Source organism: Paucibacter sp. B51 (genome assembly GCF_027863535.1).
Lineage (GTDB): Bacteria > Pseudomonadota > Gammaproteobacteria > Burkholderiales > Burkholderiaceae_C > Paucibacter_A > Paucibacter_A aquatilis.
In genome coordinates this window covers 222,364-248,872 of record NZ_JAPIVN010000001.1, presented here as the reverse complement: position 1 = coordinate 248,872, position 26,509 = coordinate 222,364, and the positions used below count along the sequence as shown (strand labels likewise).

Below are 26,509 nucleotides of genomic sequence, written 5' to 3'. Positions count from 1 at the left end.
GGTTCGTGAAACCGGGCGCGCATTTCCTGCGATGCCGCTGGCGCCGCCCGGCTACCATGCGCATCCCCGCCCAGCGGTTTTCTCGCGGGCGGGCCCGCCAAGGCCTCTCCCGTCTGCCCCTCCTTCGCTCCCTCGTACTGCCTGCGCCATCGCCCGCTGTGGACCTTCGCACCCTGTTCCTGGCTCAAACAGCCTTGCTGGTCACCATCGCCGTGATGTTGTGGCTGGCGCGCGGCGTGGCCGACGAGGCCAATGGTCTGCGTTGCTGGACCTGGGGCATTGCTGCCGAAGGGCTGGCCTACTCTCTGCTGGCGGGTGCGGGCCATTTGCCGACCTGGCTGTCGGGCGGCGTGGCCAATGCCCTGGGGGCGCTCAGTGTGGCCTTGCTGTTCGTGGCCATCCGGCAGTTTCTCGGCCTGCGCTGGCGCTGGCCGCCTTTGTTCTTGATGGGCCTGGCCGTCACCGTGGTCGGTACGGCCTTTGGCGGCCGCTATGTCGGCGCCACCATCTTCAACGGCTTTGTCTACGGCTTGCTGCAGTTGCTCAATGCCCATGTGCTGTGGCGTCACCGGCACAGCGCTGCGCCGGCTGCTGCTGCGGCGCCCGATGGCTTGTCCCGCGTGCAAAGCCTGGTGGCCCTGGCCCATCTTGCCATGGGCTTGGTGCTGCCGGCGCGCGCGCTGTTTTTGGCCCTCGGTGCGGCGAGGCCGGACTACCTCGATCTGCACACGGGCTGGCAGCAGCCACTGTTCGCATTCAGCTTTGTCTACCTGGTGGTTTGTTGCCTGGGCTTTTTGCTGATGTGCAAGATGCGCGCTGAGCAAGAGGTGCGTGAACTGGCATTGACCGATGGTCTGACCGGTTTGGCGAACCGCCGTGCCCTCGACGAGGACATGGCCCAAGCCCTGTCCGGCGCGGCGCAGTCCGGGCGATCGTTCGCCGTGTTGATGATCGACATCGACCACTTCAAGGCCTTCAACGACCAGCATGGCCATCGTGCTGGCGATGCCGCCCTGCGCCAGTTTGCCGCGCGCCTGCGCATGCAGCTGCCGGCCCAGGGGCGCGCCTACCGCTATGGCGGCGAAGAGTTCACCGTGATGCTGGCGGCCGCCGATGCCACGCAAGCCCTGGCGCAGGCCGAAGCCTTGCGCGCGGTGCTGGCCACCGACCTGGCTTCGCCCGAACCCGGCGTGCGCAGCGCCAGCATCGGCGTGGCGCTGTGGCAGCCCGGCGATCATGCCGACCGCCTGTTTGGCCGCGCCGACCGTGCGCTCTACCGCGCCAAGGCCGGCGGGCGCAATCGCGTCGAGCTGCAGGCCTGAGCGCCGGCGCGCATATCAGCGCCCGCAATGAAAACGCCCCGCAGAGCGGGGCGTTGCTGTGAGGCTGGCTCAGCCAGGGTCCCGGCCGAGAGGCAAGCAACCGACCGATCAGCGGTCTTGCATTTGCTTGCGGCGGCGCAGGCCGATGGCGCCCAGGCCCAGGGCCATCAGGGCGTAGGTGCTGGGTTCCGGCACGGCGGCAGTGATGCTGACGCTGTCGATGCCGATGTAGTCGGAGTTGTCGCCAGAGGGGCCACCCGAGTTCACGGTGTAGCGGAAGGCGATGGCGCCGTTGGTGGCACCGCTCAGGCCGCTGATGGTGGCGCTGTACTGGGTCCACTCACCGGGGTAGCCGCCTTGCTCCAGATTGGGGTTGATGCTCAGCAGCAGGGTGCTGAAGCTGCCAACGCTGGTGGCGGTGTTGCCGACATCGGTGCCGCCGACATTGCTGAAGCGAACTTCCAGGCGATCGGGGTAGAGCGAATCGGTGACGCTGCGGCTCCAGAAGGTCAGGGTGTCGCCGTTGTTGAAGCTCAGGGTCGGGGTGATCAGCCAGTTGCTGATTTCGCCGGCGCCGGCCGTGTTGTTGAAGTTGGCGCCGATGTAGGAATTGGCCGCGCCCGATTGCGAAGTGAAGACGGTGGCATTGCCCTGGAACCAGTTGGTGGTGCCGATGGGGGCGCTGTTGTTCTTTTGGGTCCAGCCGGCGGGCAGGACGGTGTCGAAGCCTTCGGTCAGGTTGGCAGCCGCGGCATTGCCTGCAGCCAGGGCAGCGATCACGGCCGGCACCAGCGCGCGGGCAAAGATGGAACGTGCGGACATTAGGGTTCTCCTCAAAAGCGTTGGCAAGAGGCCGCGCGGCGAGCGCTCGGCGAAGTCTTCGGCGATCCTGCATGTCTTCAAAACCGTGCAGGACTGCACGTGTTCTCCTTGTACCCGCCCGCTTGAAATGACAAACCCATGAAATCCCTGGGGGACCCACCGGATCAAGGGGAGGGGAAACCAGCAGCTGCGCTGCGCCCGCCACACGCCGGCTGTCCCGTTTCGGGGCCGGCCTCGTCCATCGGGGACAATGCGCGCCATGGCAGTCCTATCCATCTCCAATGCCCATCTCGCGTTCGGCCATGTGCCGCTGCTGGATGGTGCTTCTTTCTCGCTCGAAATGGGTGAGCGCGTCGGCCTCATTGGCCGCAATGGCACCGGCAAATCGTCCCTGCTCAAAGTGCTGGCTCAAATCGAGAAACTCGATGACGGGCTGCTGCAACTGCAGCAAGGCCTGACCAGCGTCTATGTGCCGCAGGAACCACTGTTGCGGCCCGAAGCCACCATTTTTGACGTGGTCAGCGAAGGCGTGGCCGAGGCCAAGGCCTTGCGCGAGCGCTACGAAATCCACGACCCCAATGACGATCTCGAGTGGATCGGCGAGCGCATCGAGCACATCGGCGGCTGGACCTGGGAGCAGCGCGTGGATGAAACCTTGCAGCGCCTGGGCCTGGATGGCTCGCGTGTGGTGGGTTCGCTCTCCGGAGGTTTGAAAAAGCGCGTGGCCTTGGGCCGCGCCCTGGTCGCCCAGCCCGATGTGCTGCTGCTGGACGAACCTACCAACCACCTGGACCTGGATGCCATCACCTGGCTCGAAGGTCTGCTCAACGATTTCAAGGGCTCGCTGCTGCTGATCACCCACGACCGGGCCTTTCTGGACAATGTGGCCAATCGCATCGTCGAGCTGGACCGTGGTCAGCTGCGCGGCTACCCGGGCAATTTCGCGGCCTTCACCGCCGCCAAAGCCTACGAGCTGGAGAACGAGGCCCTGTTCAACGCCCGCTTCGACAAGCTGCTGGCGCAGGAAGAGGTCTGGATCCGCAAGGGCGTGGAAGCCCGCCGCACCCGCAGCGTGGCCCGCATCCAGCGCCTGGAGGCCATGCGCCTGGCCCACGCCGCGCGCCGCGATGTGCAGGGCAAGGCCAAGCTGGACATCGACACCGGCGCGGCCAGCGGCAAGATCGTGGCCGAGCTGGAAAACGTCAGCAAGAGCTATGGCGACCGCGTCATCGTGCGCGACTTCACCGCCACCATCCTGCGCGGCGACAAGGTCGGCCTGGTCGGCTCCAACGGCGCCGGCAAGACCACGCTGCTGAAGATGATCCTCGGTGAGCTGGCGCCCGACGGCGGCGAGGTGCGCCAGGGCTCGCGCCTGACGGTGGCCTATTTCGATCAGATGCGCGACACGCTGAACCTCGACGCCACTTTGGCCGACACCATCAGCCCCGGCAGCGAGTGGATCGAGATCGGCACGCAGAAAAAGCATGTGAAGAGCTATCTGGGCGACTTCCTGTTCTCGCCCGCGCGCGCCAATTCGCCGGTCAAGAGCCTCTCCGGCGGCGAGCGCAACCGCTTGCTGCTGGCCCGCCTGTTTGCCCGCCCGGCCAATGTGCTGGTGCTGGACGAGCCGACCAACGACCTCGACATCGAAACCCTCGAGCTGCTCGAAGAGCTGCTGGCCGATTACGACGGCACGGTCTTCCTGGTCAGCCATGACCGCCGTTTCCTGGACAACGTGGTCACCTCGACCATCGTCAACGAAGGCGATGGCCGCTGGCGCGAGTACGAGGGCGGCGTGCAGGACTGGTTGATCCAGTCCAAGCGCGCGGCGGCCCTGGCTGCCAAGTCGGCGCCCGCAGCTGCTTCGGCCCCCGCGCCGGTCGCCGCAGCGGCGCCCGCACCTGTGGTGGCCAACAAGAAAAAGCTCAGCTACAAAGAGCAGCGCGAGCTGGACGAGCTGCCCGCCAAGGTGGCGGCGCTGGAAGCCGAGCAGAAGCAGCTGCACGCGCTGCTGGGCGGCACCGAGCTCTACAGCCAGGGGGCTGCCCGCATCGCCGAAGTGACCGACCGCGCCGCGCAGATCGACGACGAACTGCTGGGCCTGATGGAGCGCTGGGAAGTGCTGGAAGCGAAATGACGGCGCAGGCGGACCCGGACCGCGCGCAGGCCTTGGGCCAGGAATGGCGGGCCTTGTTCCGCGCGCATGAGTGCTACGAGTTCGGTGCCTTGGCGCTGAAACTCTTCGCCCTGGTCTTGTGCGGCCTGGCCTGGGGTGCGAGCTGGCTCTGGGTGCTGCTGCCGCTGCTGTGGCTGCAGGAGGGCGTGCTCAAGACTTTCCAGTCGCGCTTGTCCGATCGCCTGCTGCGCGTGGAACAGCTGCTGCGCGAGCCCGCCCCGACAGCTACAGCGTTTCAGCTGCACAGCGAGTGGCTGCAGCAGCGGCCGGTCAGCGTGGCGCTGATGCTGGAGTACCTGAAGTCGGCCTTGCGCCCGACCGTGGCCTTGCCGTATCCGGTCTTGCTGCTGGCCCTGGCCTTTGTCTGAGGGTTTGAGGGCTCGAGCGTCGCGCTGCTTCAGAGCTGAACCTGCACCTCGCCCAGCCCTTCGAAGCGGACCCACAGCCGGTCGCCCGCCGCCAGATCGGGCATCACCAGCCAGGCGCCGGTGGTGACCACCGAGCCGGCAGGCAAGACCTGACCCTCGCGGGTGGCATGGCGCAGCCACTGCGGCAGCAGCCAGAAGGGATCGCCCAGGGAATGGCTGCCGCGGGCACGCTGCGGCGCCTCGTCATTGCGTTGGATTTCGCAGACCTGCTGGGCCCAGTCACGCCCGGCTTGCGGTGGCAACCAGTCGCCCAGCACCAGGGCGCCATGCGAGAGTGCATCGACCTGGCGCAGCCAGGCCGGCGCGGCCTGGGCTTGCAGCCAGCGTGAGCTGACCAACTCGGCCGAGACGGCCATGCCGTCCACCAGGGCCGCGGCCTGCAGGCCGTCCAGCGTGGCAGCCCGTGCGGCATCGACATCCTGGCCCAGGCGCAGGGCGATTTCGGCCTCGATGCCGGGGCGGTTCAAGCGCAAATCGTGCAGGGTGGCCGGGCTGCGGCGCACGCCGCGTGGGGGCAGGGCGGCATGGCCCAATGCCGCTGTGCGCGAGGGGCCGCCGCTCTTCCATGCTTGGGGCTCATGGGCCTGATTGCAGCCCAGGCGGCGCGCCAGATCTTGCTGGGCGCAATCGATCAGCGCGGAGTCTGGGGGATCGATCGGCCAGGCGCCGGCATCCAGCAAGGGCCCGCCCCACCAGGCGGCAGCCAAAGTAGCCGGGAGTTCATCGCGGACACGCGCCCTGTCTTCGGAGTTCACAGGCGCTGCAGCTTGTGGGCCGGGATCAGCTCGGTCTTGTTCTTGAGCTGCACGACCAACTCACCGCTGCGCACCACGACGTACTGCACGGTATCGGACTGGCCCTCGTACTTGACCTTGTCGCCCGCGCGCAGCTGCGGCGGCAAGGGCGGAAGCACGATCTTGGGTGGCAGATGGCCGGGACCTTGTTGTGCCTTCATCACGGCATTCAGTCGCTGCGCCAGCTCCGGGCGTTCCTGAGCCAGTTGCTCCAGCGAACGGCGCATGGTGGTCTTGAGGTCATCGGCGGTGAAGGGCTTGCGCAGCAGAAAGCGCGAGCCGGCTGCCGCGGCCTCGGCCTCATGCGCCGGCGTGATCTCGAAGCTCAGCAGGGCGAGGCGGCAACCGGGGTTGACTGTTTTCAGTCGTTGGAAGAGCGCGATGCCGCTCAGATCGGCCTTGGGGAACCAGTCCGTGATCAGAAAGTCGGGCTTGAATTCCAGGCCAATCGTCAAGGCCGAGGCGGTGTCGCCAGCATTGCGGATGGAATGGGAGGGAAAGCCAAAGCCTTCCAGCAGTTGGCGGGCAAAGGTCTGAACACCCGCCAGGGCATCGACGACCAGAAAACGGAGCTCGTTGTTCGCGGGGGCACTCATGACCAGGAAACGGGGAAGGGCGGCTGCACGAAACGGTGAATTCCCCGTGGAAGGGGGGCCGAAAAGGGCGATGTTAGCCCCGTGGCACGTTGTTTTCGGGTCGCGCGACGTTTGTAGTACCTCGAGCCATGTACGAATGCCGCCCGCGGCGGTCGCCGCGGCGACAGGCGGTACTTGAACTTCTGTCTTTTTGAGTGGGATAATTTCCCACGCAACAAGATTTCAAGAACCGACGAGGGATGAGGCCATGCAGATGAAATCCAAACATGACTGGTTGCGAGCCGGTTTGCGTGAGTTGATCTGGTTGTGTCCGGCCGTGGTGGTGGCCGCGCTGGCCCTGAGCCTGGCTTCGTGTGGCAGCGGCATGGCCGATCTGGCCTTGCGGCCGGTCGAGGCCGACGCGGCCCTGCCCGCGCGCATCAGCGAGCCGATGGCGGACACCTGTTGCAGCCCGGCCCAGCCGCGCTGCCTGGCCTGAAGCACCGCCCGGGATTCAGGCCTTGCGCAGCTCGGCCAGCAGGCGCCAGAAGCGCGCGTCTTGCGAGGTGGCGAAATTGATGCGCATCAGGGTGCCGGCGCGTCGTGTCGGACTGAACAGCAAGCCGGGCGCGATCAGCCAGCCGGCGTCCAGCATGCGCTGGGCCAGGCGTTCGGTGTCCACGCCCACCTCCAACCAGCCGAACAGGCCTTGCGGCGGGGTCACGAACTGGCAGCCCGCCTCTTCGGCCAGGCGCACGGCACGCTGCCGCGCGGCGTCCAGGCGCGAGATCACCCGTTCGGCATGGCGGCGCAGCTGGCCTTGCTCCAGGCAGATGGCCACGGCCCGGTCCATCATCGGGCTGGTGGTCAGGGTGGACAGCAGCTTCAGCTCGGTCAGCTGGTGCACGATTTTGGCGCTGGCCGCGACAAAGCCGACCCGCCAGGCCGGGGTCAGGATCTTGGAAAACCCGGAGACGTAAATCGTGCGCTTGAGCCCGTCCAGGGCTGAAAGCCTCGGCACATGGTTGGGTGCCAGGAAGGCATAGGTGTCGTCTTCGACCACCAGCATGTCGGCCGCTTCGACCAGCTTGAGGATCTGGTGCGCGCTGGCGAGTGACAGGCTGTTGCCCGTGGGGTTGTGCAGCACCGAGACGGTCACATACATGCGCGGCCGGTGCTCGGCGATCAATCGGGCCATGACCTCCAGGTCGGGCCCCTGCGGCCCACGCGGCACCGGCAGCAGGCGCATACCCGCTTGCGACAGGCGCGCGTACTCGATGGCCCAGCCGGGATCGTCCACCAGCACAGCGTCTCCCGGGGTCAGCAGGCAGCGCGTGATCAGGTCCAGGGCATGGGTGGCGCCCACGGTGCTGATGATCTGCTCAGGCGCCGCGTGCACGCCCAGATCCTCCAGGCGCCGGCTCAAGGCGCTGCGCAGACGCGGGTCGCCGCCGGGCTCGCCATACTGCAGTGCCAGTTGATCGGGTTCCTCGCTCTGGCTGACCACCCGGCGCATGGCGCTCTGCAACATGGGCAGGTCCAACCAATCGCCGGGCAGGGTGCCCAGGCCTGGGGCATGGCGGGCGTCTGCCTGAAACATGCCGCGGATCAAGGCGCTGGCATCGATGGGTGCCGGGGTGGTCGTCGCCGTCTGGGCCGGTGCCGACTTGGCTCGGGGGGCGTGGACCTCGCGCACAAAAAAGCCACGCTGCTTGCGCGCTTCCAGCAGGCCGGCAGCCAGCAGCTGGTCGTAGGCCGCCACCACGGTGTAAGGGCTGACGCCATGGTGGCGCGCGCACTCACGCACCGAGGGCAGGCGGGCGCCGGGCAGGATCAAGCGCTGCTGGATGCGTTCGGAAAACCGCAGGGCCAGCTGCTGGGCCAAGGGCAGGCTGGCGCTGCGGGACAAAGCTGTGCTGGTGCTCATGCCGATACAGATTCTGAAAATGTGCGGCGAAGTGTATTGGGTCTGTATTGGTTGAGGCCGCTAGACTGGGCCCATGAAATTGCTGGGCATCCTCGGGGGCATGAGTTGGGAATCGAGCGCGCATCTGTACGCGCTGCTCAACCGTGAGGTGGCGGCTCGCCTGGGCGGCCTGCACAGTGCCCGGCTCGTGATGCACAGCGTGGACTTCGCCGAGATCGAAGCGATGCAGGCGCGCGGCGACTGGGCCGCGGCCGCCCGCCTGCTGGGCGAGGCCGGCGCCGGGCTCAAAGCGGCGGGCGCCCAGGCCTTGCTGCTGGCGACCAACACCATGCACAAGGTGGCCGATGAGCTGCAGGCGCAAGCCGGCCTTCCGCTCTTGCACATCGTCGACGCCACCGCCGCGGCCTTGCAGGCCCAGGGTCTGCGCCGGGTCGGCCTGCTGGCCACGCGCTACACCATGGCGGCTGACTCCTTCTACCAGCAGCGCATGGCCCGCCATGGCATCGAATTGCTGACCCCGCCGACTGAAGCGGCGGCCGAGATCCACCGCATCATTTACGACGAGCTGTGCCGCGGCCAGTTGAACGCGTCGTCGCGGGCCCAGTACCTGGACTGCGTCACCGAGCTGGCCGTCCGCGGCGCCGAAGGTGTGATCCTGGGCTGCACCGAGGTCGGGCTCTTGCTCGATGACGCGGCGCAGGCCTTGAGCCCCCTGCCTTTTTTCGACTCGACCGTGCTGCAGGCACGGGCCGCGGTTGATTGGATGCTGGCCGACGCCGAGATCGCCCCGCACGGTGGTAAAAGCCAGGGTGAGCTTGTCCCCACGCAGGCCGCGCCGACCTCAGGCACGCAAGAATCCACGCCTTGACCGAATCGCCTTCCTTGAATGAATTGTTGATGAATCCGCAGGAGACAAGAAGCATGAGCAGCATCTGGAACCAAGCCCGCCGCGCCGCGCGCATGAACCCGTCCATCATTCGCGAGATCCTCAAGGTCACCGAAAAGCCGGGCATCCTGTCCATGGCCGGCGGTCTGCCATCGGCCGATACCTTCCCGGTCGATGCGCTCAAAGCTGCCTGCGATCAGGTGCTCAGCCACAACGCCAAGGAAGCCCTCCAGTACGCCGCCAGCGAAGGTTTTGCGCCGCTGCGCGAATGGGTGGCCCAGCGCATGGCCAGCCTGGGCATGACGGTCAGCCCGGATCAGGTGCTGATCACCAGCGGCTCCCAGCAAGGCCTGGATCTGGTCGGCAAGATCCTCTGCGATGCCGGCGCGCCGGTGGCCGTGGAGACGCCCACCTACCTCGGCGCCCTGCAGGCCTTCACGCCCTACGAGCCCAACTTCGTGAGCCTGGCCAGTGACGAGCAGGGTGTGGACCCGGCCGAGTTTGCCCGCCTGCCGCATGACGCGCCCGGCACCCGCTTTGCCTATCTGCTGCCCAATTACCAGAATCCCACCGGTCGGGTGATGAGCCTGGAGCGCCGCCAGGCCGTGATGGCCGCGGCCAAGGCCGCCGGCGTGCCGGTGATCGAAGACAACCCCTACGGCGACCTCTGGTTTGACGAGCCGCCGCTGCCGGCCCTGGCCTCCTTCTGGCCGGAAGGCACCATCTACCTGGGCAGCTTTTCCAAGGTGCTGACGCCCGGCTTCCGCCTGGGCTTCATCATTGCCCCGAGCGAGCTCTACCCCAAGCTGCTGCAAGCCAAGCAAGCGGCCGACCTGCACACCCCGGGCTTCAACCAGCGCGTGGTCTACGAGGTCGTCAAGAACGGCTTCCTCGACGAGCATGTGCCGCTGATCCGCGCCCGCTACAAGGCCAACCGCGATGCCATGGCCGAGGGTCTGAAGAAGCACCTGCCGCCGGGCTGCGTCTGGCAGAGCCCCAAGGGCGGCATGTTCTTCTGGATCCGCCTGCCCGAAGGCCTGAATGCCATGGACCTGCTGCCCAAGGCGGTGGATGCCGGCATCGCCTTCGTGCCCGGCGCGGCCTTCTACGCCCAGAACCCCGACCCGCGCACCCTGCGTCTGTCCTTTGTGACCCTGACGCCGCCGCAGATCGAGGAAGGCGTGGCCATCCTGGGCAAGGTGCTGCGCGACGCGCTGGACAACGGCGCACAGCCCACGCCATGAGCCTGCAAAGCCGCCGCTTCGCCCAAGTCGACGTCTTCACCGCCATGCCCTTGCTGGGCAATGCCCTGGCCGTCGTCATCGACGGCGAGGGGCTCAGCGACGCCGCCATGGCCAGCTTTGCCCGCTGGACCAACCTCAGCGAAACCACTTTTCTGCTGCCGCCCACGCAGCCGGAGGCGGATTACCGGGTGCGCATCTTCACCCCCGGTGGCGAGCTGCCCTTTGCCGGCCACCCGACGCTGGGCTCGGCCCACTGCTGGCTGGCTGCCGGCGGTGTGCCCAAGCACAAGGGGCGGGTGGTGCAGGAATGCGAGATCGGTCTGGTGACGATCAAGCGAGGCGGCGATCACAAGCGCGAACGCCTGGCTTTTGCGGCACCGCCGCTCAAGCGCTCGGGCCCGGTGGCGCCTGAGCTGCATGAGCAGGTCTTGCGCTCGCTGCGCCTGCCCGCCGAGGCGGTGCTCGATGTGGTGTGGGTGGACAACGGTCCGGGCTGGATGGCGGCCCGCTTGGCCTCGGCAGAGGCGGTGCTGGCCTTGCAGCCCGATTTCGCGGCCATGCAGGGCCTGAAGCTCGGCGTGTTCGGCGCCTACCCTTCGGGCTCGCCCCAGCAGTTCGAGGTGCGGGCCTTTGTGCCGGATCTCGGTGTGCCGGAAGACCCGGTCACCGGCAGCTTCAACGCGGGCCTGGCCCTGTGGTTGATGGATGCGGGCCTGGCGCCCGTGCGTTACACCGTAGCCCAGGGCGCTAAGCTGGCGCGCGCCGGCCGCATCCATGTCTTGCGCGATGACGAGGCCACCTGGATCGGCGGCGATGTCGTGCCCTTGATCGAAGGCGAAGTCCGCCTTTGATGGATGTTTGAAGGGACAACTGCGCCATGACCCTGCAACTGCTGGGCAAGGCTAGCTCCATCAATGTCCGCAAGGTGCTGTGGACCTTGGCCGAGCTGGGGCTTGAGTTTGAGCGCCAGGACTGGGGCGCGGGCTTTGCCGCCACCGACACGCCCGAGTTCCGCCGCCTCAACCCCAATGCCTTGGTGCCGGTGCTGTGCGACGGCGATTTCGTGCTCTGGGAGAGCAACAGCATCTGCCGCTACCTGGTGGCGCGCGAGCAGCGCCATGAGCTCCTGCCGCAAGCGCCCCGGGCGCGAGCGCAAGTCGAGCAGTGGATGGACTGGCAGGCCGGCGAGTTCAACAACGCCTGGCGCTATGCCTTCATGAGCCTGGTGCGCCAGAGCCCGGCGCACCAGGACCCGCAGCTGCTGGCCCAAGGCGTGGCGGGCTGGCACCGCCATGTGCAGATCCTCGACGCGCAGCTGGCCCGGACCGGCGCCTTTGTCTGCGGCGAGACCTTCACCCTGGCCGATGTGGTGCTGGGCCTGTCCTTGCAGCGCTGGCGCGTGGCGCCGCTGGACGAGGCGGGCCGGCCCGAGGTGCCGGCGGCCCGCGCCTATCTGCAGCGCCTGGAGCAGCGCCCGGCCTTCATGGCCCACGGTGCCAACGGTCAGCCCTGACATCCAGGGCGGGCCGTCAGCCTGGCCGCTTACTCGTTGCGGAAGTTGTCGTGACAGGACTTGCAGGTGCTGGCGGCCGGACCGAAGCTGGCCTTCAGCTGTTCCACGGTCGCGGGTTTGGCGGCGGCCAGCTTGGCCACTTCGTCCTGCATCTTCTTGGCGGCTTCGTCGAACTTGGCGCGCTCGCTCCAGATCTCGGCCTTGGCGCCGCCCTTGTCCTTGCTGGCCGTGCCTTCGACAAAGCCGTGGAAAGGCAGGCGCGAGAGGCTGGCGACGACCTCGGCATTGCTGGCCGCAGCGGCGGCGTCAAACGGGGCGCGGCCCTGGACCATGGCGCCCATGCGGCTGAAATGGGCACCGATCAGGGTGAAGGCGGCTTTGCGGTACTTGACGGCATCCTCGGGTTTTTGAAACTGGGCCTGTGCCGGCAGGCTGGTGCCGAGGGCGGCGACGCTCAGGAGGGCCAGGCTGAGGGTGTGCTTCATCGAGATCTTCTTCATGGTGCGTGAGGTCCTTGTGGCAGAGGAAGGAAGGCAGGAATGAACGAACAACAAGAGAAAGAAGCGTCGGCCTGGGGCCGGCGCGCTGAGTGTACGGAAGACCTGGAACTTGTGCGGGGCTGCCGCCGCGTCGCCGCTGGGTTATCGTTGCCAGCTGTGAGGCCGCATGCCTGGGTGCTTGCGTTGCCCGGTGGCAAAAGGAGGTCCGTCCATGTCTGAGGACTCGACGAGGGTGGGTGTGCAGGTGCGGGTCTGGGACCTGCCGACCCGTTTGTTCCATTGGGCGCTGGCGCTGTGCGTGCTGGGCTCGGTGCTCAGCGCCAAGATCGGTGGCAACGCCATGATCTGGCATGCGCGCCTGGGCTATGCGGTGCTGGCCTTGCTGGCTTTTCGACTGGCTTGGGGTCTGGTGGGCGGGCGCTGGTCGCGCTTTGCCAGCTTTCTCTACAGCCCCGCCGCTCTGCTGCGTTATCTGCGCGGACAGCCGCGCGAGGGCGATCATTTCGATGTGGGCCACAACCCGCTGGGCGCCTTCTCGGTGCTGGCCATGCTGGCCTGGCTGGGCCTGCAAGTGGGTTCGGGACTGATCGCCGATGACGAGATCGCCTTCAGTGGCCCGCTGGTCGCTTGGGTCAGCTCTGAGGTGAGCTTGGCCTGGACCCACTATCACAAGAGCTACGGGCAATGGGGGCTGTTCCTGTTGCTGGGCCTGCATCTGCTGGCGATCGCCTTCTACCGCCTGCGGCGCCGCCAGGACTTGATCGGCCCCATGCTCTCGGGCGACAAGCATCTGCCTGCTGCCGTGCCGGCCAGTGCCGACAGCTGGGCCACACGCCTGTTTGCGCTGACCTTGTTGCTGGCCTGTTCCGCCGGGGTCTATCTGCTGGTGACGCCGGCCCCGCCCACGTGAGGCAGGTGGCCAGTACACTGCAGCGCTGCATGGAAAGCCCTCGCATCACCCTGATCACCCCGGACGACGCTGAAGCCTGGTCCGCCACGCGCGAGATCCTGCGCGATTACAGCGCCAGCTTGCAGGTGGACCTGTGCTTCCAGGATTTCGAGGCCGAACTGGCCTCGCTGCCCGGCCAGTATGAGCCGCCCGGCGGCTTGATGCTGCTGGCGCTGGTGGATGGCGCCGTGGCCGGTTGCGGCGGGTTTTGCAACCTGCCCGAGGTTGACTACCCCAACGCCTGCGAAATGAAGCGCCTGTTTGTCCGCCCGGCCTTCCGCCGCTTCGGCCTTGGGCGCATGCTGGCCCAGGCCTTGATCGACCGCGCCACCCAGGCCGGCTATTCCAGCATGCTGCTGGACACCCTGGACGATATGGAGGCCGCTCGCGGCCTGTACGAGAGTCTGGGTTTCGAGGCCGTGCCGCCGTATTACTTCAACCCGATCCCGGGTGCGCACTACCTCCGTGTCGAACTGGCCTGAGGGTCGCCGCGCATCAATCGCGGCGCGGGTCTGAGTTTCATCGGGTTACGGTCGTAGCATGGGGTGTTGCATCCCGCCTCCGACCCCGCCTCGATCGCCATGAATTCAGAAGCCTCGACCCCGCCCTACACCATCACGCCCGCCGGCCCGACGCCGGCCTTGCTCGGTGAATCGCCGCTGTGGAGCGTGGAGGAGCAGGCGCTCTACTACGTCGACATTCCTGCCAAGCAGGTGCTGCGCCTGCACCCCGCCTCGGGCGAATTGCGGCAATGGCCCGTGGCCAGTGAGCCAGGCTGTATCGCGCTGATCGAGGGCGGTGGACTGGCCGTGGCGCAGCGCCAGGGGCTGTTTCGACTGGATCTGGATAGCGGTGCCTGCAGCCTGCTGGCGCCGCCGCCTTACGACCCGGCGCGCCAGCGCTTCAACGATGGCAAGCCCGATGCGCAGGGCCGCCTCTGGGTCGGCGGCATCGACGATGCCCGCGCGCCTGACGCTGCGCTGTACCGTTATGGGTCAGCCGGCTTTGTGCGCGCCGAAGGCGGCATCACCACCTCGAACGGCCTGGCCTGGAGCCCGGATCAGGCCTGGATGTACTGGTCCGACACCAAGGCGCATGAAATCTACCGCCTGCCTTTCGATGCCGAGACCGGTGCGCTGGGAGCGCGCCAGACCTGGGTGCGTTTCGAGCCGCGTGCGGCCGGCCAGTCGCTGGACGGCTACGGCGGCCGGCCCGACGGCGCGGCCGTGGACCAAGAGGGCTGCTACTGGGTGGCCATGTACGAAGGCCAGCGCCTGCTGCGGCTCTCGCCCGAGGGGCAGGTCTTGAAGGAGGTCAAGTTGCCGGTGCGTTGCCCGACCATGCCGACTTTCGGTGGGGCCGATCTGCGCACGCTCTACATCACCACCGCCAGCGATGGCCGCCCGGCCGAGGAGCGCGCGGCCCAGCCCTGGGCCGGTTGCGTGCTGCAGATGCGGGTGGAGGTGCCCGGCTGGGCGCCCCATCAACTCAAGCTCTGAGCCGCTGGCGCCCCAGAATCGGGCGCCCATGCCCCTCGGACTTGCAGGGCTGTCAGCCAAAAGTCATGGTCCTTGAAGATCATGCCGCCGGGCCTGGAAAGGCCGGCCGGCGGGCGCTTTGAAGCTAGCTTGGCATCGGTCTTTCGGCCTCGGGCGAGGGGCTGCGGCAGGGGTTTGGGAGGGCTCCCGGTGGCGCTGGCTTTCCCAGGCTACGGGTTTCCACATATAATCTTTGGGTTTTGCCGACAGCCGTCATCCATTCATGAGCGAATTTGAAGGCGATGAACTGGGCGGACATTCGGGTGCCAGGGCAGGGGATCAGCGATCAGAGCGATCGCCAACGTCCGGTCCAGTCGAAGGTTCGAAAACAGCCCAGCCTGCAAGTTCGCTGACTCTGTCGCCGGGGTCATCGCCTGAGCGCAAGTTCAGGCAGCTGGCTTGGGATGACGAGGTGTCTGAGGATGGTTCCCAGGATGGGGCCGCCGAGGCTGCTTTCAAGACGCTCACGCGTGAGGAGGCTCAAGCCCTGGTGGCGCAGCATCCGCCTTTGTCGCCCTGGCGGGTGGTGGGGGCGCAGGCCGTGATTGGCGTGCTGCTGACCGTGCTCTGGGGGCTGGGTGCCTGGTTGGTGGGCGACAGCAGCCTCGGTGGAATGGAAAAAGCGCGGTCGGCCTTGTGTGGCGTGGCCGCGGTGGTTTTGCCCAATGCCTTGATGGCCTGGGGCATGACCGGGCTCTTCAGGGGGATTCCTGGCGCTGCGGTGCTGGGCTTCATGTTCTGGGAGCTGATCAAGATCATGCTGGCCGTTGCCATCTTGGCAGCGGCTGCGAAATGGATGCCCGGGCTGTACTGGCCAGCACTGCTGGTTGGGCTGATCGGGTGTTTGAAAGTTAATTGGGTGGCCCTGCTTCTGCAGGGTCGTTTCAGCAAAAATCGCGTGGCCGCAAGCCACGCCAAGCGGGACGGAAACTGACAATGGCAGCCGAAGGACACGCGCCGAACGCGGGCGAATACATCCAGCATCACTTGCAGCACATGCAGGTGAACTTTGCGGGCCAAGCGGTCAAGCAAACCAGCATTGTTGATTTCAGCCTGTTCAACCTCGACTCGCTGATCTACTCGGTGCTGCTGGGCGTGATCGGCTGCTTCTTCCTGTGGCGCGCCGCGCGCAAGGCCACCTCGGGCGTGCCGGGCCGCTTCCAGGCTGCCGTGGAAATCCTGGCTGAAATGGTCGAAAACCAGGCCAAGGGCGTGATCCACAACGCTGCCAGCCGCAAGGTGATCTCGCCCCTGGCGCTGACCGTCTTCGTCTGGATCTTCCTGATGAATTTCATGGACATGCTGCCGGTCGACCTGCTGCCGGCTGCCTGGACCCACGCTTACGCCGCCATGGGCCATGACGCACACCACGCCTACATGCGTGTTGTGCCGACGGCCGACCTGTCGACCACCCTGGGCCTGTCCACCAGCGTGCTGCTGGTGTGCTTCTGGTACAGCGTGAAGATCAAGGGCATCGGCGGCTGGACGCATGAGCTGCTGGCTGCGCCCTTCGGCGACAAGTGGTTCCTGTATCCGATCAATTTCCTGATGCAGATGATCGAGTTCGCGGCCAAGACCGTGTCTCACGGCATGCGACTGTTCGGCAATATGTTTGCCGGCGAACTGGTGTTCATGCTGATTGCCTTGATGGGCGGTGTGTGGGCCTGGGAGCTGAACCCCTTGTCGGGCGGCTTCTGGCTGGGTCTGGGGCACTTGGTGGCAGGCACGGTGTGGACGCTGTTCCACATCCTGATCATCACCTTGCAAGCCTTCATCTTCATGATGCTGACCCTGATCTACACCGGCCAGGCGCACGACGCGCACTGATCGCAGTCAGTCTGTAGTTTTTCGTTTGACCTTTCCCTTTCCCTTTTCTTTTTTCTATCCCTTCTGGAGCTAATCATGGAAAACATCCTCGGTCTCGTCGCGCTGGCTTGCGGTCTCATCGTTGGTCTGGGCGCTCTGGGCGCTTCGATCGGTATCGCACTGATGGGCGGCAAGTTCCTGGAATCTTCGGCTCGCCAGCCTGAGCTGATGAACGAACTGCAAACCAAGATGTTCATCTTGGCTGGTCTGATCGACGCTGCTTTCCTGATCGGCGTGGCTATCGCTCTGCTGTTCGCATTCGCCAAGCCCTTCGCCATCTAATTGAACGGCCAACCTTTCACGGTTGAAAGGATCGTGCTGTGAATATCAACGCAACCCTGTTCCTGCAAGCGATCGTTTTTGCGATCCTTGTTTGGTTCACCATGCGCTTCATCTGGCCGCCGATCACCAAGGCGCTGGATGAGCGTGCGCAGAAGATCGCCGACGGTCTGAAGGCGGCTGAACTGGCCAAGTCTGAATTGGCCACGGCCAACAAGAAGGTCGACGAGCAACTGGCCCAAGCGCGCGGTGAAACCACCAAGCAATTGGCTGACGCTGAAAAGCGTGCCGCTGCCATCGTGGACGCTGCCAAAGTGCGTGCAGAAGAAGAAGGCGCCAAGATCGTGGCCGCTGCCAAGGCTGAAGCCGAGCAGCAAGCCGCACGTGCCCGTGAGGCCCTGCGCGAGCAGGTCGCCGCACTGGCCGTCAAGGGTGCCGAGCAAATTCTGCAGCGCGAGGTCAACGCCAGCGTCCATGCCGAGTTGCTGGGCCGTCTGAAGACGGAGCTGTAATCATGGCTGAGCTCGCAACCATTGCCCGTCCTTACGCGGAAGCGCTCTACCAAGTGGCGCTGAAGTCTGACGTCAAGGCCTGGGGCCAGCAGATTTCTGCGCTGGCCCAGGTGGCGCAAGACGCCGAGCTGCGCCAGTTCGCTGACAGCCCCAAGGCCCAGCCCGAGCAAGTGCTTGCCATCATGACGGCAGCCACGGGCCTGGCCTTGGCCGACGGCATGCAGAGCTTTCTGCGTGAAGTGATCGCCAATGGTCGCCTGGCAGCCTTGCCGGCCGTGGCAGCGCAGTTCCATGCGCTCGCCAATGCCGCTGCAGGTGTGGCTGATGCGACCATTTACAGCGCCTACCCGATCGAGCCGGCTCAGCTGGCCGAGGTCGTGGCGGCGCTGGAAAAGCGCTTCGCTCGCAAGCTGCAAGCCCAAGTCACGCTGGAGCCGGCATTGATTGGCGGCATCCGGGTGGTGGTTGGCGATGAGGTGCTCGACACCTCGGTCAAGTCCCGCCTGGAGCGCATGAAAGTGGCGCTCACCGCCTGAGTTTCGGGCACGAGCGCAACGCCACCCCCTTTCGTTCATCCCTGTGTCTACCGCTCTGGCAACAGACGCTAGTCCAGATGGGAGCCATAGCAATGAATTTGAATCCTGCTGAAATTTCCGAAGTCATCAAGTCCCGCATCGAGGGTCTGGGTGCATCGACGGACGTCCGCAACCAGGGCACGGTCGTGTCCGTGTCCGATGGCATCTGCCGCATCCATGGTCTGTCTGACGTGATGCAAGGCGAAATGCTGGAGTTCCCGGCCGGTGCCGATGGCAAGCCGACCTACGGCCTGGCTCTGAACCTCGAGCGCGACTCCGTCGGCGCCGTGATTCTGGGCGCTTACGAGCACATCTCCGAAGGCAACACCGTCAAGTGCACGGGTCGCATTCTGGAAGTGCCCGTCGGCCCCGAGCTGGTGGGTCGCGTCGTCAACGCCCTGGGCGAGCCGATCGACGGCAAGGGCCCGATCAACGCCAAGCTGACCGACGTGATCGAAAAGGTCGCGCCTGGCGTGATCGCACGTAAGTCCGTGGACCAGCCGGTGCAAACCGGTCTGAAGTCCATCGACTCCATGGTGCCCGTCGGCCGTGGCCAGCGCGAGCTGATCATCGGTGACCGCCAGACCGGCAAGACCGCCGTCGCCATCGACGCCATCCTGGCCCAGAAGGGTCAGAACATGACCTGTATCTACGTCGCGATCGGCCAGAAGGCTTCGTCGATCAAGAACGTGGTGCGGGCTCTGGAAGCCAACGGTGCGATGGACTACACCATCGTCGTGGCCGCCTCTGCGTCTGAATCGGCGGCCATGCAGTACGTCTCGGCCTACTCGGGCTGCACGATGGGCGAGTACTTCCGCGACCGCGGTCAAGACGCGCTGATCATTTATGACGATCTGTCCAAGCAAGCTGTGGCCTACCGTCAGGTCTCGCTGCTGCTGCGCCGTCCGCCGGGCCGTGAAGCCTACCCGGGCGACGTGTTCTACCTGCACAGCCGTCTGCTGGAGCGTGCCGCTCGCGTGAATGCCGACTACGTCGAAGCATTCACCAAGGGTGAAGTGAAGGGCAAGACCGGTTCGCTGACCGCGCTGCCCATCATCGAAACCCAAGCCGGTGACGTGTCCGCCTTTGTGCCGACCAACGTGATCTCGATCACCGACGGCCAGATCTTCCTGGAAACCAATCTGTTCAACGCCGGCATCCGCCCCGCGATCAACGCCGGTATCTCGGTGTCGCGCGTCGGTGGCGCTGCTCAGACCAAGCTGATCAAGGGCCTGTCCGGCGGTATCCGTACCGACCTGGCGCAGTACCGTGAACTGGCTGCGTTCGCGCAGTTCGCTTCCGATCTGGACGAGTCCACCCGCAAGCAGCTGGACCGCGGTGCCCGCGTGACCGAACTGCTGAAGCAAGCTCAATACTCGCCGCTGCCGATCAGCCTGATGGCTGCCACGCTGTACGCGGTGAACAAGGGCTTCATGGACAGCCTGGACGTGAAGAAGGTTCTGGCTTTCGAACACGGCCTGCACCAGTTCCTGAAGACCAGCCACGCCGCTCTGCTGGCCAAGCTGGAAGCCGACAAGGCCATGGACAAGGATGCGGAAGCCGAGTTGAACGCCGCCATCACGACGTTCAAGAAGTCCTTCGCTTAATGCCCATGACGGGGCGGAACAAGCACCACGCGCTGAACCGCCCCATCTGAACAGGAGAAATCATGGCATCAAGCAAGGAAATTCGCGGCAAGATCAAGTCGGTCGAGAACACCAAGAAGATCACCAAGGCCATGGAAATGGTCGCTGCGTCCAAGATGCGCAAGGCGCAGGAACGGATGCGCTCGGCTCGGCCCTACAGCGAGAAGATCGGCAGCATCGCTGCCAATCTCTCCAAGGCCAACCCCGAGTACCAGCACCCCTTCATGGTGACGAACGAGTCGGCCAAGCAGGTCGGTTTCGTGGTGGTCACGACGGACAAGGGTCTGTGCGGCGGTTTGAACACCAATCTGTTGCGCGCAGCCACGGCCAAGTTGAAAGACCTGGAAGCGGGCGGTCAGAAGGCTGAAGTCGTTGCCATCGGCAACAAGGGCTTGGGCTTCATGAACCGCATCGGCGCCAAGGTCGTTTCGCATGTGACGCAGATGGGTGACCAGCCGCACATCGAGAAGATCATCGGCCCGGTCAAGGTTTTGCTCGACGCGTACGCGGAAGGCAAGCTCTCGGCGGTTTACCTGTGCTACACCCGTTTCATCAACACGATGAAGCAGGAGCCGGTTGTGCAGCAGCTGCTGCCGCTGAGCACCGAGGGTCTGGCCGGTGGCGCTGAAGGCTCCAAGGCCTCGCACGCTTGGGATTACATCTACGAACCCGACGCGGCGACCGTGATCGACGAGCTCTTGGTGCGTTACACCGAAGCGCTGGTTTATCAGGCTGTGGCGGAAAACATGGCGTCCGAGCAATCGGCACGCATGGTGGCGATGAAGGCCGCAACCGACAACGCCGGCACCTTGATTGGTGAGCTGAAGCTGGTCTACAACAAGACCCGCCAGGCCGCCATCACCAAGGAACTGAGCGAAATCGTCAGTGGCGCGGCCGCGGTGGGTTGATCCCGCTGCTCGCCAAACCATACGCAACGAATACTGATTGAAGGAATCGATATGTCGAACACTCAAACCAACGCGGTTGGCAAGATCGTTCAGTGCATTGGCGCCGTGGTGGACGTGGAGTTCCCGCGCAACCAGATGCCGAAGATCTATGACGCGCTGAAGATGGAAGGCTCCGCCCTGACGCTGGAAGTTCAGCAACAGCTGGGCGACGGCGTGGTGCGTACCATTGCTCTGGGCTCGTCGGACGGTCTGCGTCGCGGTTCGCAGGTGTACAACACCGGCGAAAACATCCAGGTGCCGGTCGGCAAGGCCACCCTGGGTCGCATCATGGACGTGCTGGGTTCGCCCATCGACGAGCGTGGCCCGGTTGATCAAGCCCAAATCGCTTCGATCCACCGCGCTGCTCCCGCCTACGACGAACTGAGCCCCTCGCAAGACCTGCTGGAAACCGGCATCAAGGTGATCGACTTGATCTGCCCGTTCGCCAAGGGCGGCAAGGTGGGTCTGTTCGGTGGCGCCGGTGTGGGCAAGACCGTGAACATGATGGAACTCATCAACAACATCGCCAAGGCCCACAGCGGTCTGTCGGTGTTTGCGGGTGTGGGCGAGCGTACCCGTGAGGGCAACGACTTCTATCACGAGATGGCCGATTCGGGCGTCGTGAACCTCGAGAAGCTCGAAGACTCCAAGGTCGCCATGGTCTACGGTCAGATGAACGAGCCTCCGGGCAACCGTCTGCGCGTGGCCCTGACCGGTCTGACCATTGCGGAATCCTTCCGTGACGAAGGCCGTGACGTGCTGTTCTTCGTGGACAACATCTACCGCTACACCCTGGCCGGTACCGAAGTGTCCGCACTGCTGGGCCGTATGCCTTCCGCCGTGGGCTACCAGCCGACGCTGGCCGAGGAAATGGGCCGTCTGCAAGAGCGGATCACCTCGACCAAGGTCGGTTCGATCACCTCCATCCAGGCCGTCTACGTGCCAGCGGATGACTTGACCGACCCCTCGCCTGCCACGACCTTCGCCCACTTGGACGCCACCGTCGTGTTGTCGCGTGACATCGCTTCGCTGGGTATCTACCCCGCTGTGGACCCGCTGGACTCGACCTCGCGTCAGATCGACCCGAACGTGATCGGCGAAGAGCATTACTCGACCACCCGTGCGGTGCAGGGCATCCTGCAGCGCTACAAGGAACTGCGCGACATCATCGCCATTCTGGGAATGGACGAGCTGGCACCGGAAGACAAGCTGATCGTGGCTCGCGCCCGTAAGATCCAGCGCTTCCTGTCGCAGCCCTTCCACGTCGCTGAAGTGTTCACCGGCTCGCCGGGCAAGTACGTGCCGCTGAAGGAAACCATCCGTGGTTTCAAGATGATCGTGGCTGGCGAGTGCGATCACCTGCCGGAACAAGCGTTCTACATGGTTGGCACCATCGACGAAGCGTTCGAAAAGGCGAAGAAGCTGGGTTGATGGAAGTTCGCCGCCGCGGGGCTCAAGCCCTCGGCGGCAGTTCCCTCTAACTCTCTTTTTCAACGCTAAGGACGATACAAATCATGGCAACCATTCATGTTGACGTGGTCTCCGCCGAAGAGCAGATCTTCTCCGGCGAAGCCAAGTTCGTCGCGCTGCCGGGTGAAGGTGGTGAGCTGGGCATCCTGCCCAAGCACACCCCGCTGATCACGCGCATCAAGCCGGGTGCCGTGCGCATCGAGAAGGCCGATGGCAGCGAAGAGTTCGTCTTCGTCGCCGGCGGCATTCTGGAAGTGCAGCCGGGCACGGTGACCGTGCTGGCCGACACCGCCATCCGCGGCAAGGACCTGGACGAAGCCAAGGCCACCGAAGCCAAGAAGTTGGCCGAGGAAGCGATGAAGAACGCCAAGAGCGACATCGACTTTGCCGCCGCGCAAAGCGAGTTCGCCGCCATGGCGGCCCAAATCGCGGCGCTGCGCAAGTTCCGTCAGAAGTAATCTGCAAGACGCTTCCGCCGGGAACCCAGGTTGCCGGCCGGAACCTCAGCGCCCGCCGACGCAAGTCCGGCGGGCGTTGTCCATTTGAAGTTCTCCATTCCCCCTTTCCCCTTTCGCCTCCCTTCGCCCTTCTGCCGCCGAGAGAACCGCCATGACCGCCGCCACGCCCCAACCCATTGCCATCTCTCGCCACCAGGGCCTCGATGCGATCGAGCTGAAGTCGCCGGATGGCGCGCGTGCCACGGTGCTGCTGCACGGCGCGCACCTGCTCTCCTGGGTACCCGCTGGCGGCGAAGAGCAGCTCTACGTGTCGCCCAAGACGGCCTATGCCAATGGCGAGGCGATCCGCGGCGGCGTGCCGGTGATCTTTCCGCAGTTCTCCACCCGCGGCCCGCTCAAGCGTCATGGCTTCGCCCGCAGCAAACCTTGGCAGCTGGTGTCGGCCGAGCAGGGCGCGGACGACGCGCTGGCCGTGCTGCGTCTGACCGACGATGCCGCCAGCCGCATGTTCTGGCCCCACGCCTTTGAGCTGGAGCTGAGCGTGCGCATCAGCGGCCGCGAGCTGCAGATCGAGCTGGCCTGTGAGAACAAGGGCGACACCGCCTTCGACTTCACCAGCGCACTGCACACCTATTTGCGCGTCCACGATCTGGACTCCAGCAGTGTCGAAGGCCTGAGCGGCCTGCAGTACGAGGACAGCGCTGCCGGCGGCGAGCTCAAGCGCCAGCGGGTCGAACTCTTGCTGCCGGGCGGCGATCTCGACCGCATCTACCACGGCCTCAAGCAAGACCTGACCCTCAAGGAACAGCTGATCAACCGCGGCCGCCAGCTGCTGATCCGCCAGCAGGGTTTTGAGGACACCGTGGTCTGGAACCCCGGTGCCGAGAAATGCGCCCAGCTGCCGGACATGCCGGCCGATGGCTACCAGCACATGCTCTGCATCGAAGCAGCCCAGATCCGCCAGCCCGTGCAGCTCGCGCCCGGTGAGAGCTGGGTGGGCATGCAGACGCTCGTGCAGGCTTGAGCTGAGCACGTATGCTGGCCGCCTCAGACCGATCTCGGAGGTGTCATGGCCGGCAAGAAAGACAGCAAGAACAGCAGCAAGACCAAACCCAGGTCTGAACCGAGCAAGCTCAACAAGTCCGAATACCTCGAGCGCATGGCGCCGCTGCAGCTGGAGCTCAATGCCATGGCGCAGTGGCTGCAGCACAGTGGCAAGCGCCTGGTGGTGCTGGTCGAGGGGCGCGACACGGCCGGCAAGGGCGGCACGATCGCAGCGATCTCGGAGACCTTGAACCCGCGCCAGTGCCACACCGTGGCCCTGGGCAAACCCAGCGAGCGGGAGCAGGGCGCCTGGTACTTTCAGCGCTATGTGCCGTATCTGCCCTCCGCGGGCGAGATCGCGCTGTTCGACCGCAGCTGGTACAACCGCGCCGGGGTGGAGAGCGTCATGGGCTTTTGCACGCCGGCCCAGACCGAGGCTTTTTTGCAGCAGGCGCCGGTGTTCGAGAAGCTCTTGGTGGACGACGGCATCCTCTTGCTCAAGTACTGGCTCTGCGTGGACCAGGAGCAGCAGGAGCTGCGCTTTGCCGAGCGCCTGGCCGACCCGCTCAAGCGCTGGAAGCTCTCGCCCATCGACCTGGAGGCGCGCACCCGCTATGCCGAGTACGGCCAGGCCCGTGAGCGCATGCTGGCGGCCACGCACAAGACCTACGCGCCTTGGACCCTGGTGGATTTCAATGACCAGCGCCAGGGTCGCCTGACCTTGATCCGCCACCTGCTCGATCAGCTGCCCGATGTGCGCGTGCCCCAGGCCAAGCTCAAGTTTCCGCCGCTGGGGCACAAGCCGCTGACGGAGACGTTCAGCGGCAGGCTCAAGCCGCTTCGAGCTCAGGGCGGTGCGGCTGCAGGCAAAGGGTCAAAGGCGTAGCACGGCGTCGGGCAGTTCGTTGCGGGCGGTCTCACCTTCGCGCAACGGGAAATGCTCGCAAAGCAGCTCGCTCACCCCGTTCACCGCGGCCGCCAGTCCGGGCTCGAACTGGCCGGCCTTCAAGGCCTCACCAAGCGAGGCCACCAGGGCTTGCCATTGCTGCGGGCTCACGCAGGGCTTGAGGCCGCGATCGGCCACCACCTCGATGGCCCGGTCGGCCAGCAGCAGATAGATCAGCACGCCGTTGTTGGCCTCGGTGTCCCAGACCCGCAGCTTGCCGAACAAGGTGATCGCGCGGTCACGCGCCTGCAGCCCTTTCCACAAATAGGAGGTGGGCAGGCCGGCTTCGACGCAGACGCAGATCTGGCCTTGGTGACGGGCCTCGCTGGCGCGCACCTGGGCCTCGATGCGCGCCAGTGCCGCATCGGGCAGGGCGCGTTCGGCATCCCGGCTGTCCATCCAGCGGTGGCGCCACCAGCGCAGCCAGCCCTGCTTTCTTGTCTTGCTTGTCGATCCAGCGTTCATCACCAGTCTCCCGAGGCGCCGCCGCCACCAAAGTCGCCGCCGCCGCCTGAGCTGAAACCGCCACCGCCACTGTCGCTGCCGCCGCCGCCTCCGCCCCAAGATCCGCCCGACCCTCCCCAGATGACGGGGCCGCTGTCGCTGCGGCCTCGGCCACCGCGGCGAACGCTGTGGCTCCGCGATCCCCCCAAGCCCATCACGCCCACCACGATCAAGGCCACAAATCCCACCAAGCCGCCGATCAGCGCGCTGGACGCCATCCAGCCGGCCGCCGAGCCCGCCACCGCACTGGTGAACAGGCTGCCGAGCTTGCGCCCGAAGATGCTGCTCAGAAGGGACCCCAAGATGGGTACGCCGATGAAGAAGAGGGCGCCCAGGGTTTCGAAATCAAGGCCGCCATCGCCGGACGCCGTGCCTCGGGCCGGCGTGGCGCCGGGCGCGGGCGCGGGCAGCGCTTCGCCGCGGATGCGTGCTTGAAGTTGGTCCACTGCCAGGTTCAAGCCGCCGGCATAGTCACCCGCCTTGAACGCGGGGCTGAGGGCGTTCTGGATGATCTGGCGTGCGGCCAGATCGGGCACGGCACCTTCCAGCGCCTTGGCCACTTCGATGCGCACCTTGCGGTCGTTCTTGGCCACCACGATCAGAAGGCCGTCGCCTACATCCTTGCGGCCGATCTTCCAGGCATCGCCGACGCGCTGCGCGAAGGCGGCAATGTCCTCGGGCTGGCTGCTGGCCACGATCAGGATCACCAGCTGCGAGCCGCTCTCGCGCTCGAAGCGCTCCAGCTTGCTCGTCAGGGCCTCGCGCTGCGCGGCGCTGAGCGTGCCCGTCTGGTCCATCACCTGCTGGGTCAGCACAGGCACGGGGCGCAGCTCCTGCGCGCGCGCCGGCCCGCCGGCCAGTGCCAGCAGCAGGCTGAGCAGCCCGCCGAGCAGGAGTAGCGGGTGCAGCCGCAGTGCCTTGCTCATGGCGGGCTTATTTGGACGCCGGTTTGTCGAAGCTCACGGCCGGGGCGTTGCTGATCGCCGCCTCGTTCTGCACCGTGAAGTTGGGCTTGACCTCATAACCAAACACCTTGGCGGTCAGGTTGTTGGGGAACTGGCGGGTGTGCACGTTGTAGTCGGCCACCGACTTGATGTAACGGTTGCGCGCTACGGTGATGCGGTTCTCGGTGCCTTCCAGCTGCACGCGCAGATCCTGGAAGCCCTGGTTGGCCTTGAGGTTGGGGTAGTTCTCGCTGACCACCAGCAGGCGTGACAGCGCGCTCGACACCTCGCCCTGGGCGGCCTGGAACTTCTTCAGCGCCTCCGGGTCCTTGGCCAGCTCGGGTGTGACCTGGATGCTGGTGGCCTTGGCACGCGCCTCGATCACCTTGGTGAGGGTCTCTTGCTCGAAGTTGGCCTCGCCCTTGACCGTGTTGACGATGTTGGGGATCAGGTCGGCGCGGCGCTGGTACTGGCTTAGCACCTCGGCCCAGTTGGCGTTGACCTGCTCGTCCAGGGTCTGGAATTCGTTGTAGCCGCAGCCGCTGAGCGAGAGCGTCAGGGCGAGTGCCGCAGCGGCGCTGAGGGCGCTGCGGGTGTTGCGGGCGTTGCGTGAGGTCTTCGAGATGGCCGTCATGGAAATCCTC

Annotated in this window: 30 protein-coding genes; 22 read left to right on the top strand and 8 right to left on the bottom strand. The window is 65.6% G+C overall.

Annotated features, from left to right (window positions below):
• The first annotated feature begins 158 nt into the window (after positions 1–158).
• The gene (locus tag OOB33_RS01020) at positions 159–1,322 is read left to right on the top strand and encodes a GGDEF domain-containing protein (RefSeq protein WP_271007300.1); all 1,164 of its coding nucleotides are present in this window, start codon (positions 159–161) and stop codon (positions 1,320–1,322) included.
• Between the two features lie 108 nt (positions 1,323–1,430).
• On the opposite strand, the gene OOB33_RS01015 is transcribed toward OOB33_RS01020, so the two are convergent.
• Positions 1,431–2,144, bottom strand: coding sequence for a choice-of-anchor J family PEP-CTERM protein (locus OOB33_RS01015; RefSeq protein ID WP_271007299.1), 714 nt, complete (start codon positions 2,142–2,144; stop codon positions 1,431–1,433).
• A 259-nt stretch (positions 2,145–2,403) separates the two neighbouring features.
• On the opposite strand from OOB33_RS01015, the gene OOB33_RS01010 reads away from it, so the two are divergent.
• Both OOB33_RS01010 and OOB33_RS01005 read left to right on the top strand, forming a co-directional pair.
• The gene (locus OOB33_RS01010; RefSeq protein WP_271007298.1) at positions 2,404–4,281 is read left to right on the top strand and encodes an ATP-binding cassette domain-containing protein; all 1,878 of its coding nucleotides are present in this window, start codon (positions 2,404–2,406) and stop codon (positions 4,279–4,281) included.
• On the top strand, positions 4,278–4,688 hold the full coding sequence (locus OOB33_RS01005) for a hypothetical protein (protein WP_271007297.1): 411 nt from the start codon (positions 4,278–4,280) through the stop codon (positions 4,686–4,688). The genes OOB33_RS01010 and OOB33_RS01005 overlap by 4 nt, the downstream gene beginning before the upstream one ends.
• Positions 4,689–4,717: 29 nt before the next feature.
• Here the strand turns inward: OOB33_RS01005 and OOB33_RS01000 are convergent, their stop codons facing one another.
• Positions 4,718–5,503 (bottom strand): fumarylacetoacetate hydrolase family protein, encoded by a 786-nt coding sequence (locus tag OOB33_RS01000; RefSeq protein WP_271007296.1) that lies wholly within the window; start codon positions 5,501–5,503, stop codon positions 4,718–4,720.
• Positions 5,500–6,138, bottom strand: a complete 639-nt coding sequence (locus OOB33_RS00995; RefSeq protein WP_102769283.1) for a response regulator — start codon at positions 6,136–6,138, stop codon at positions 5,500–5,502. The genes OOB33_RS01000 and OOB33_RS00995 overlap by 4 nt, the downstream gene beginning before the upstream one ends.
• Before the next feature lie 247 nt (positions 6,139–6,385).
• On the opposite strand from OOB33_RS00995, the gene OOB33_RS00990 reads away from it, so the two are divergent.
• Positions 6,386–6,616, top strand: a complete 231-nt coding sequence (locus tag OOB33_RS00990; protein WP_271007295.1) for a hypothetical protein — start codon at positions 6,386–6,388, stop codon at positions 6,614–6,616.
• A 15-nt stretch (positions 6,617–6,631) separates the two neighbouring features.
• Here OOB33_RS00990 and OOB33_RS00985 read toward each other — a convergent pair whose 3' ends face one another.
• On the bottom strand, positions 6,632–8,044 hold the full coding sequence (locus tag OOB33_RS00985) for an aminotransferase-like domain-containing protein (RefSeq protein WP_102769285.1): 1,413 nt from the start codon (positions 8,042–8,044) through the stop codon (positions 6,632–6,634).
• Positions 8,045–8,117: 73 nt separating this feature from the next.
• Here OOB33_RS00985 and OOB33_RS00980 point away from each other — a divergent pair, with 73 nt between their 5' ends.
• From OOB33_RS00980 to OOB33_RS00965, 4 genes are read left to right on the top strand one after another with little or no spacing between them, the layout of a single operon-like run.
• A complete protein-coding gene (locus tag OOB33_RS00980; protein ID WP_271007294.1) occupies positions 8,118–8,912 on the top strand; it encodes an aspartate/glutamate racemase family protein in 795 nt (264 codons plus the stop codon).
• 53 nt (positions 8,913–8,965) lie between these two features.
• Positions 8,966–10,174: an aminotransferase-like domain-containing protein gene (locus tag OOB33_RS00975; protein ID WP_271007293.1), complete on the top strand. Its 1,209-nt coding sequence runs from the start codon at positions 8,966–8,968 to the stop codon at positions 10,172–10,174.
• 2 nt (positions 10,175–10,176) lie between these two features.
• Complete coding sequence (locus OOB33_RS00970; protein ID WP_271009998.1) at positions 10,177–11,025, top strand: PhzF family phenazine biosynthesis protein; 849 nt, start codon at positions 10,177–10,179, stop codon at positions 11,023–11,025.
• 26 nt (positions 11,026–11,051) lie between these two features.
• Positions 11,052–11,687, top strand: coding sequence for a glutathione S-transferase family protein (locus OOB33_RS00965; protein ID WP_271007292.1), 636 nt, complete (start codon positions 11,052–11,054; stop codon positions 11,685–11,687).
• Positions 11,688–11,716: 29 nt separating this feature from the next.
• Here OOB33_RS00965 and OOB33_RS00960 read toward each other — a convergent pair whose 3' ends face one another.
• Positions 11,717–12,172, bottom strand: coding sequence for a c-type cytochrome (locus OOB33_RS00960; protein ID WP_442953033.1), 456 nt, complete (start codon positions 12,170–12,172; stop codon positions 11,717–11,719).
• A 226-nt stretch (positions 12,173–12,398) separates the two neighbouring features.
• Between OOB33_RS00960 and OOB33_RS00955 the strand changes: the two genes are divergently transcribed.
• From OOB33_RS00955 to ppk2, 14 genes are all read left to right on the top strand, one after another.
• The gene (locus OOB33_RS00955) at positions 12,399–13,097 is read left to right on the top strand and encodes a cytochrome b/b6 domain-containing protein (protein WP_271007290.1); all 699 of its coding nucleotides are present in this window, start codon (positions 12,399–12,401) and stop codon (positions 13,095–13,097) included.
• Positions 13,098–13,126: 29 nt separating this feature from the next.
• On the top strand, positions 13,127–13,618 hold the full coding sequence (locus tag OOB33_RS00950) for a GNAT family N-acetyltransferase (protein WP_271007289.1): 492 nt from the start codon (positions 13,127–13,129) through the stop codon (positions 13,616–13,618).
• A 99-nt stretch (positions 13,619–13,717) separates the two neighbouring features.
• A complete protein-coding gene (locus tag OOB33_RS00945) occupies positions 13,718–14,635 on the top strand; it encodes an SMP-30/gluconolactonase/LRE family protein (RefSeq protein ID WP_271007288.1) in 918 nt (305 codons plus the stop codon).
• A gap of 262 nt (positions 14,636–14,897) precedes the next feature.
• Positions 14,898–15,608 (top strand): ATP synthase subunit I, encoded by a 711-nt coding sequence (locus tag OOB33_RS00940; protein ID WP_271007287.1) that lies wholly within the window; start codon positions 14,898–14,900, stop codon positions 15,606–15,608.
• A gap of 2 nt (positions 15,609–15,610) precedes the next feature.
• Complete coding sequence (gene atpB / locus OOB33_RS00935) at positions 15,611–16,501, top strand: F0F1 ATP synthase subunit A (protein WP_102769294.1); 891 nt, start codon at positions 15,611–15,613, stop codon at positions 16,499–16,501.
• A gap of 75 nt (positions 16,502–16,576) precedes the next feature.
• Positions 16,577–16,822, top strand: a complete 246-nt coding sequence (gene atpE, locus OOB33_RS00930; RefSeq protein ID WP_058721792.1) for a F0F1 ATP synthase subunit C — start codon at positions 16,577–16,579, stop codon at positions 16,820–16,822.
• Between the two features lie 38 nt (positions 16,823–16,860).
• Positions 16,861–17,331, top strand: a complete 471-nt coding sequence (locus tag OOB33_RS00925; RefSeq protein ID WP_102769295.1) for a F0F1 ATP synthase subunit B — start codon at positions 16,861–16,863, stop codon at positions 17,329–17,331.
• A gap of 2 nt (positions 17,332–17,333) precedes the next feature.
• The gene (locus OOB33_RS00920; RefSeq protein WP_102769296.1) at positions 17,334–17,867 is read left to right on the top strand and encodes a F0F1 ATP synthase subunit delta; all 534 of its coding nucleotides are present in this window, start codon (positions 17,334–17,336) and stop codon (positions 17,865–17,867) included.
• Between the two features lie 92 nt (positions 17,868–17,959).
• Positions 17,960–19,513: a F0F1 ATP synthase subunit alpha gene (gene atpA, locus OOB33_RS00915; protein ID WP_102769297.1), complete on the top strand. Its 1,554-nt coding sequence runs from the start codon at positions 17,960–17,962 to the stop codon at positions 19,511–19,513.
• Positions 19,514–19,575: 62 nt separating this feature from the next.
• Positions 19,576–20,460, top strand: a complete 885-nt coding sequence (atpG, locus tag OOB33_RS00910) for a F0F1 ATP synthase subunit gamma (RefSeq protein ID WP_102769298.1) — start codon at positions 19,576–19,578, stop codon at positions 20,458–20,460.
• A gap of 45 nt (positions 20,461–20,505) precedes the next feature.
• Positions 20,506–21,930 (top strand): F0F1 ATP synthase subunit beta, encoded by a 1,425-nt coding sequence (atpD, locus tag OOB33_RS00905; RefSeq protein ID WP_171828713.1) that lies wholly within the window; start codon positions 20,506–20,508, stop codon positions 21,928–21,930.
• An 83-nt stretch (positions 21,931–22,013) separates the two neighbouring features.
• Positions 22,014–22,427, top strand: coding sequence for a F0F1 ATP synthase subunit epsilon (locus OOB33_RS00900; protein WP_102769300.1), 414 nt, complete (start codon positions 22,014–22,016; stop codon positions 22,425–22,427).
• 151 nt (positions 22,428–22,578) lie between these two features.
• Positions 22,579–23,451: a D-hexose-6-phosphate mutarotase gene (locus OOB33_RS00895; protein ID WP_102769301.1), complete on the top strand. Its 873-nt coding sequence runs from the start codon at positions 22,579–22,581 to the stop codon at positions 23,449–23,451.
• Positions 23,452–23,496: 45 nt separating this feature from the next.
• A complete protein-coding gene (gene ppk2 / locus OOB33_RS00890; protein WP_271007286.1) occupies positions 23,497–24,357 on the top strand; it encodes a polyphosphate kinase 2 in 861 nt (286 codons plus the stop codon).
• Here ppk2 and OOB33_RS00885 read toward each other — a convergent pair.
• Genes OOB33_RS00885 through OOB33_RS00875 form a run of 3 tightly spaced genes read right to left on the bottom strand, consistent with a single transcriptional unit; the run spans position 24,346 to position 26,499 of the window.
• Positions 24,346–24,882, bottom strand: a complete 537-nt coding sequence (locus tag OOB33_RS00885) for a TPM domain-containing protein (RefSeq protein WP_271007285.1) — start codon at positions 24,880–24,882, stop codon at positions 24,346–24,348. The genes ppk2 and OOB33_RS00885 overlap by 12 nt on opposite strands.
• On the bottom strand, positions 24,882–25,847 hold the full coding sequence (locus OOB33_RS00880) for a TPM domain-containing protein (protein ID WP_102769304.1): 966 nt from the start codon (positions 25,845–25,847) through the stop codon (positions 24,882–24,884). Before OOB33_RS00880 ends, OOB33_RS00885 begins: the two co-directional genes overlap by 1 nt.
• Positions 25,848–25,854: 7 nt before the next feature.
• Complete coding sequence (locus OOB33_RS00875) at positions 25,855–26,499, bottom strand: LemA family protein (RefSeq protein WP_102769305.1); 645 nt, start codon at positions 26,497–26,499, stop codon at positions 25,855–25,857.
• Positions 26,500–26,509 lie beyond the last annotated feature (10 nt).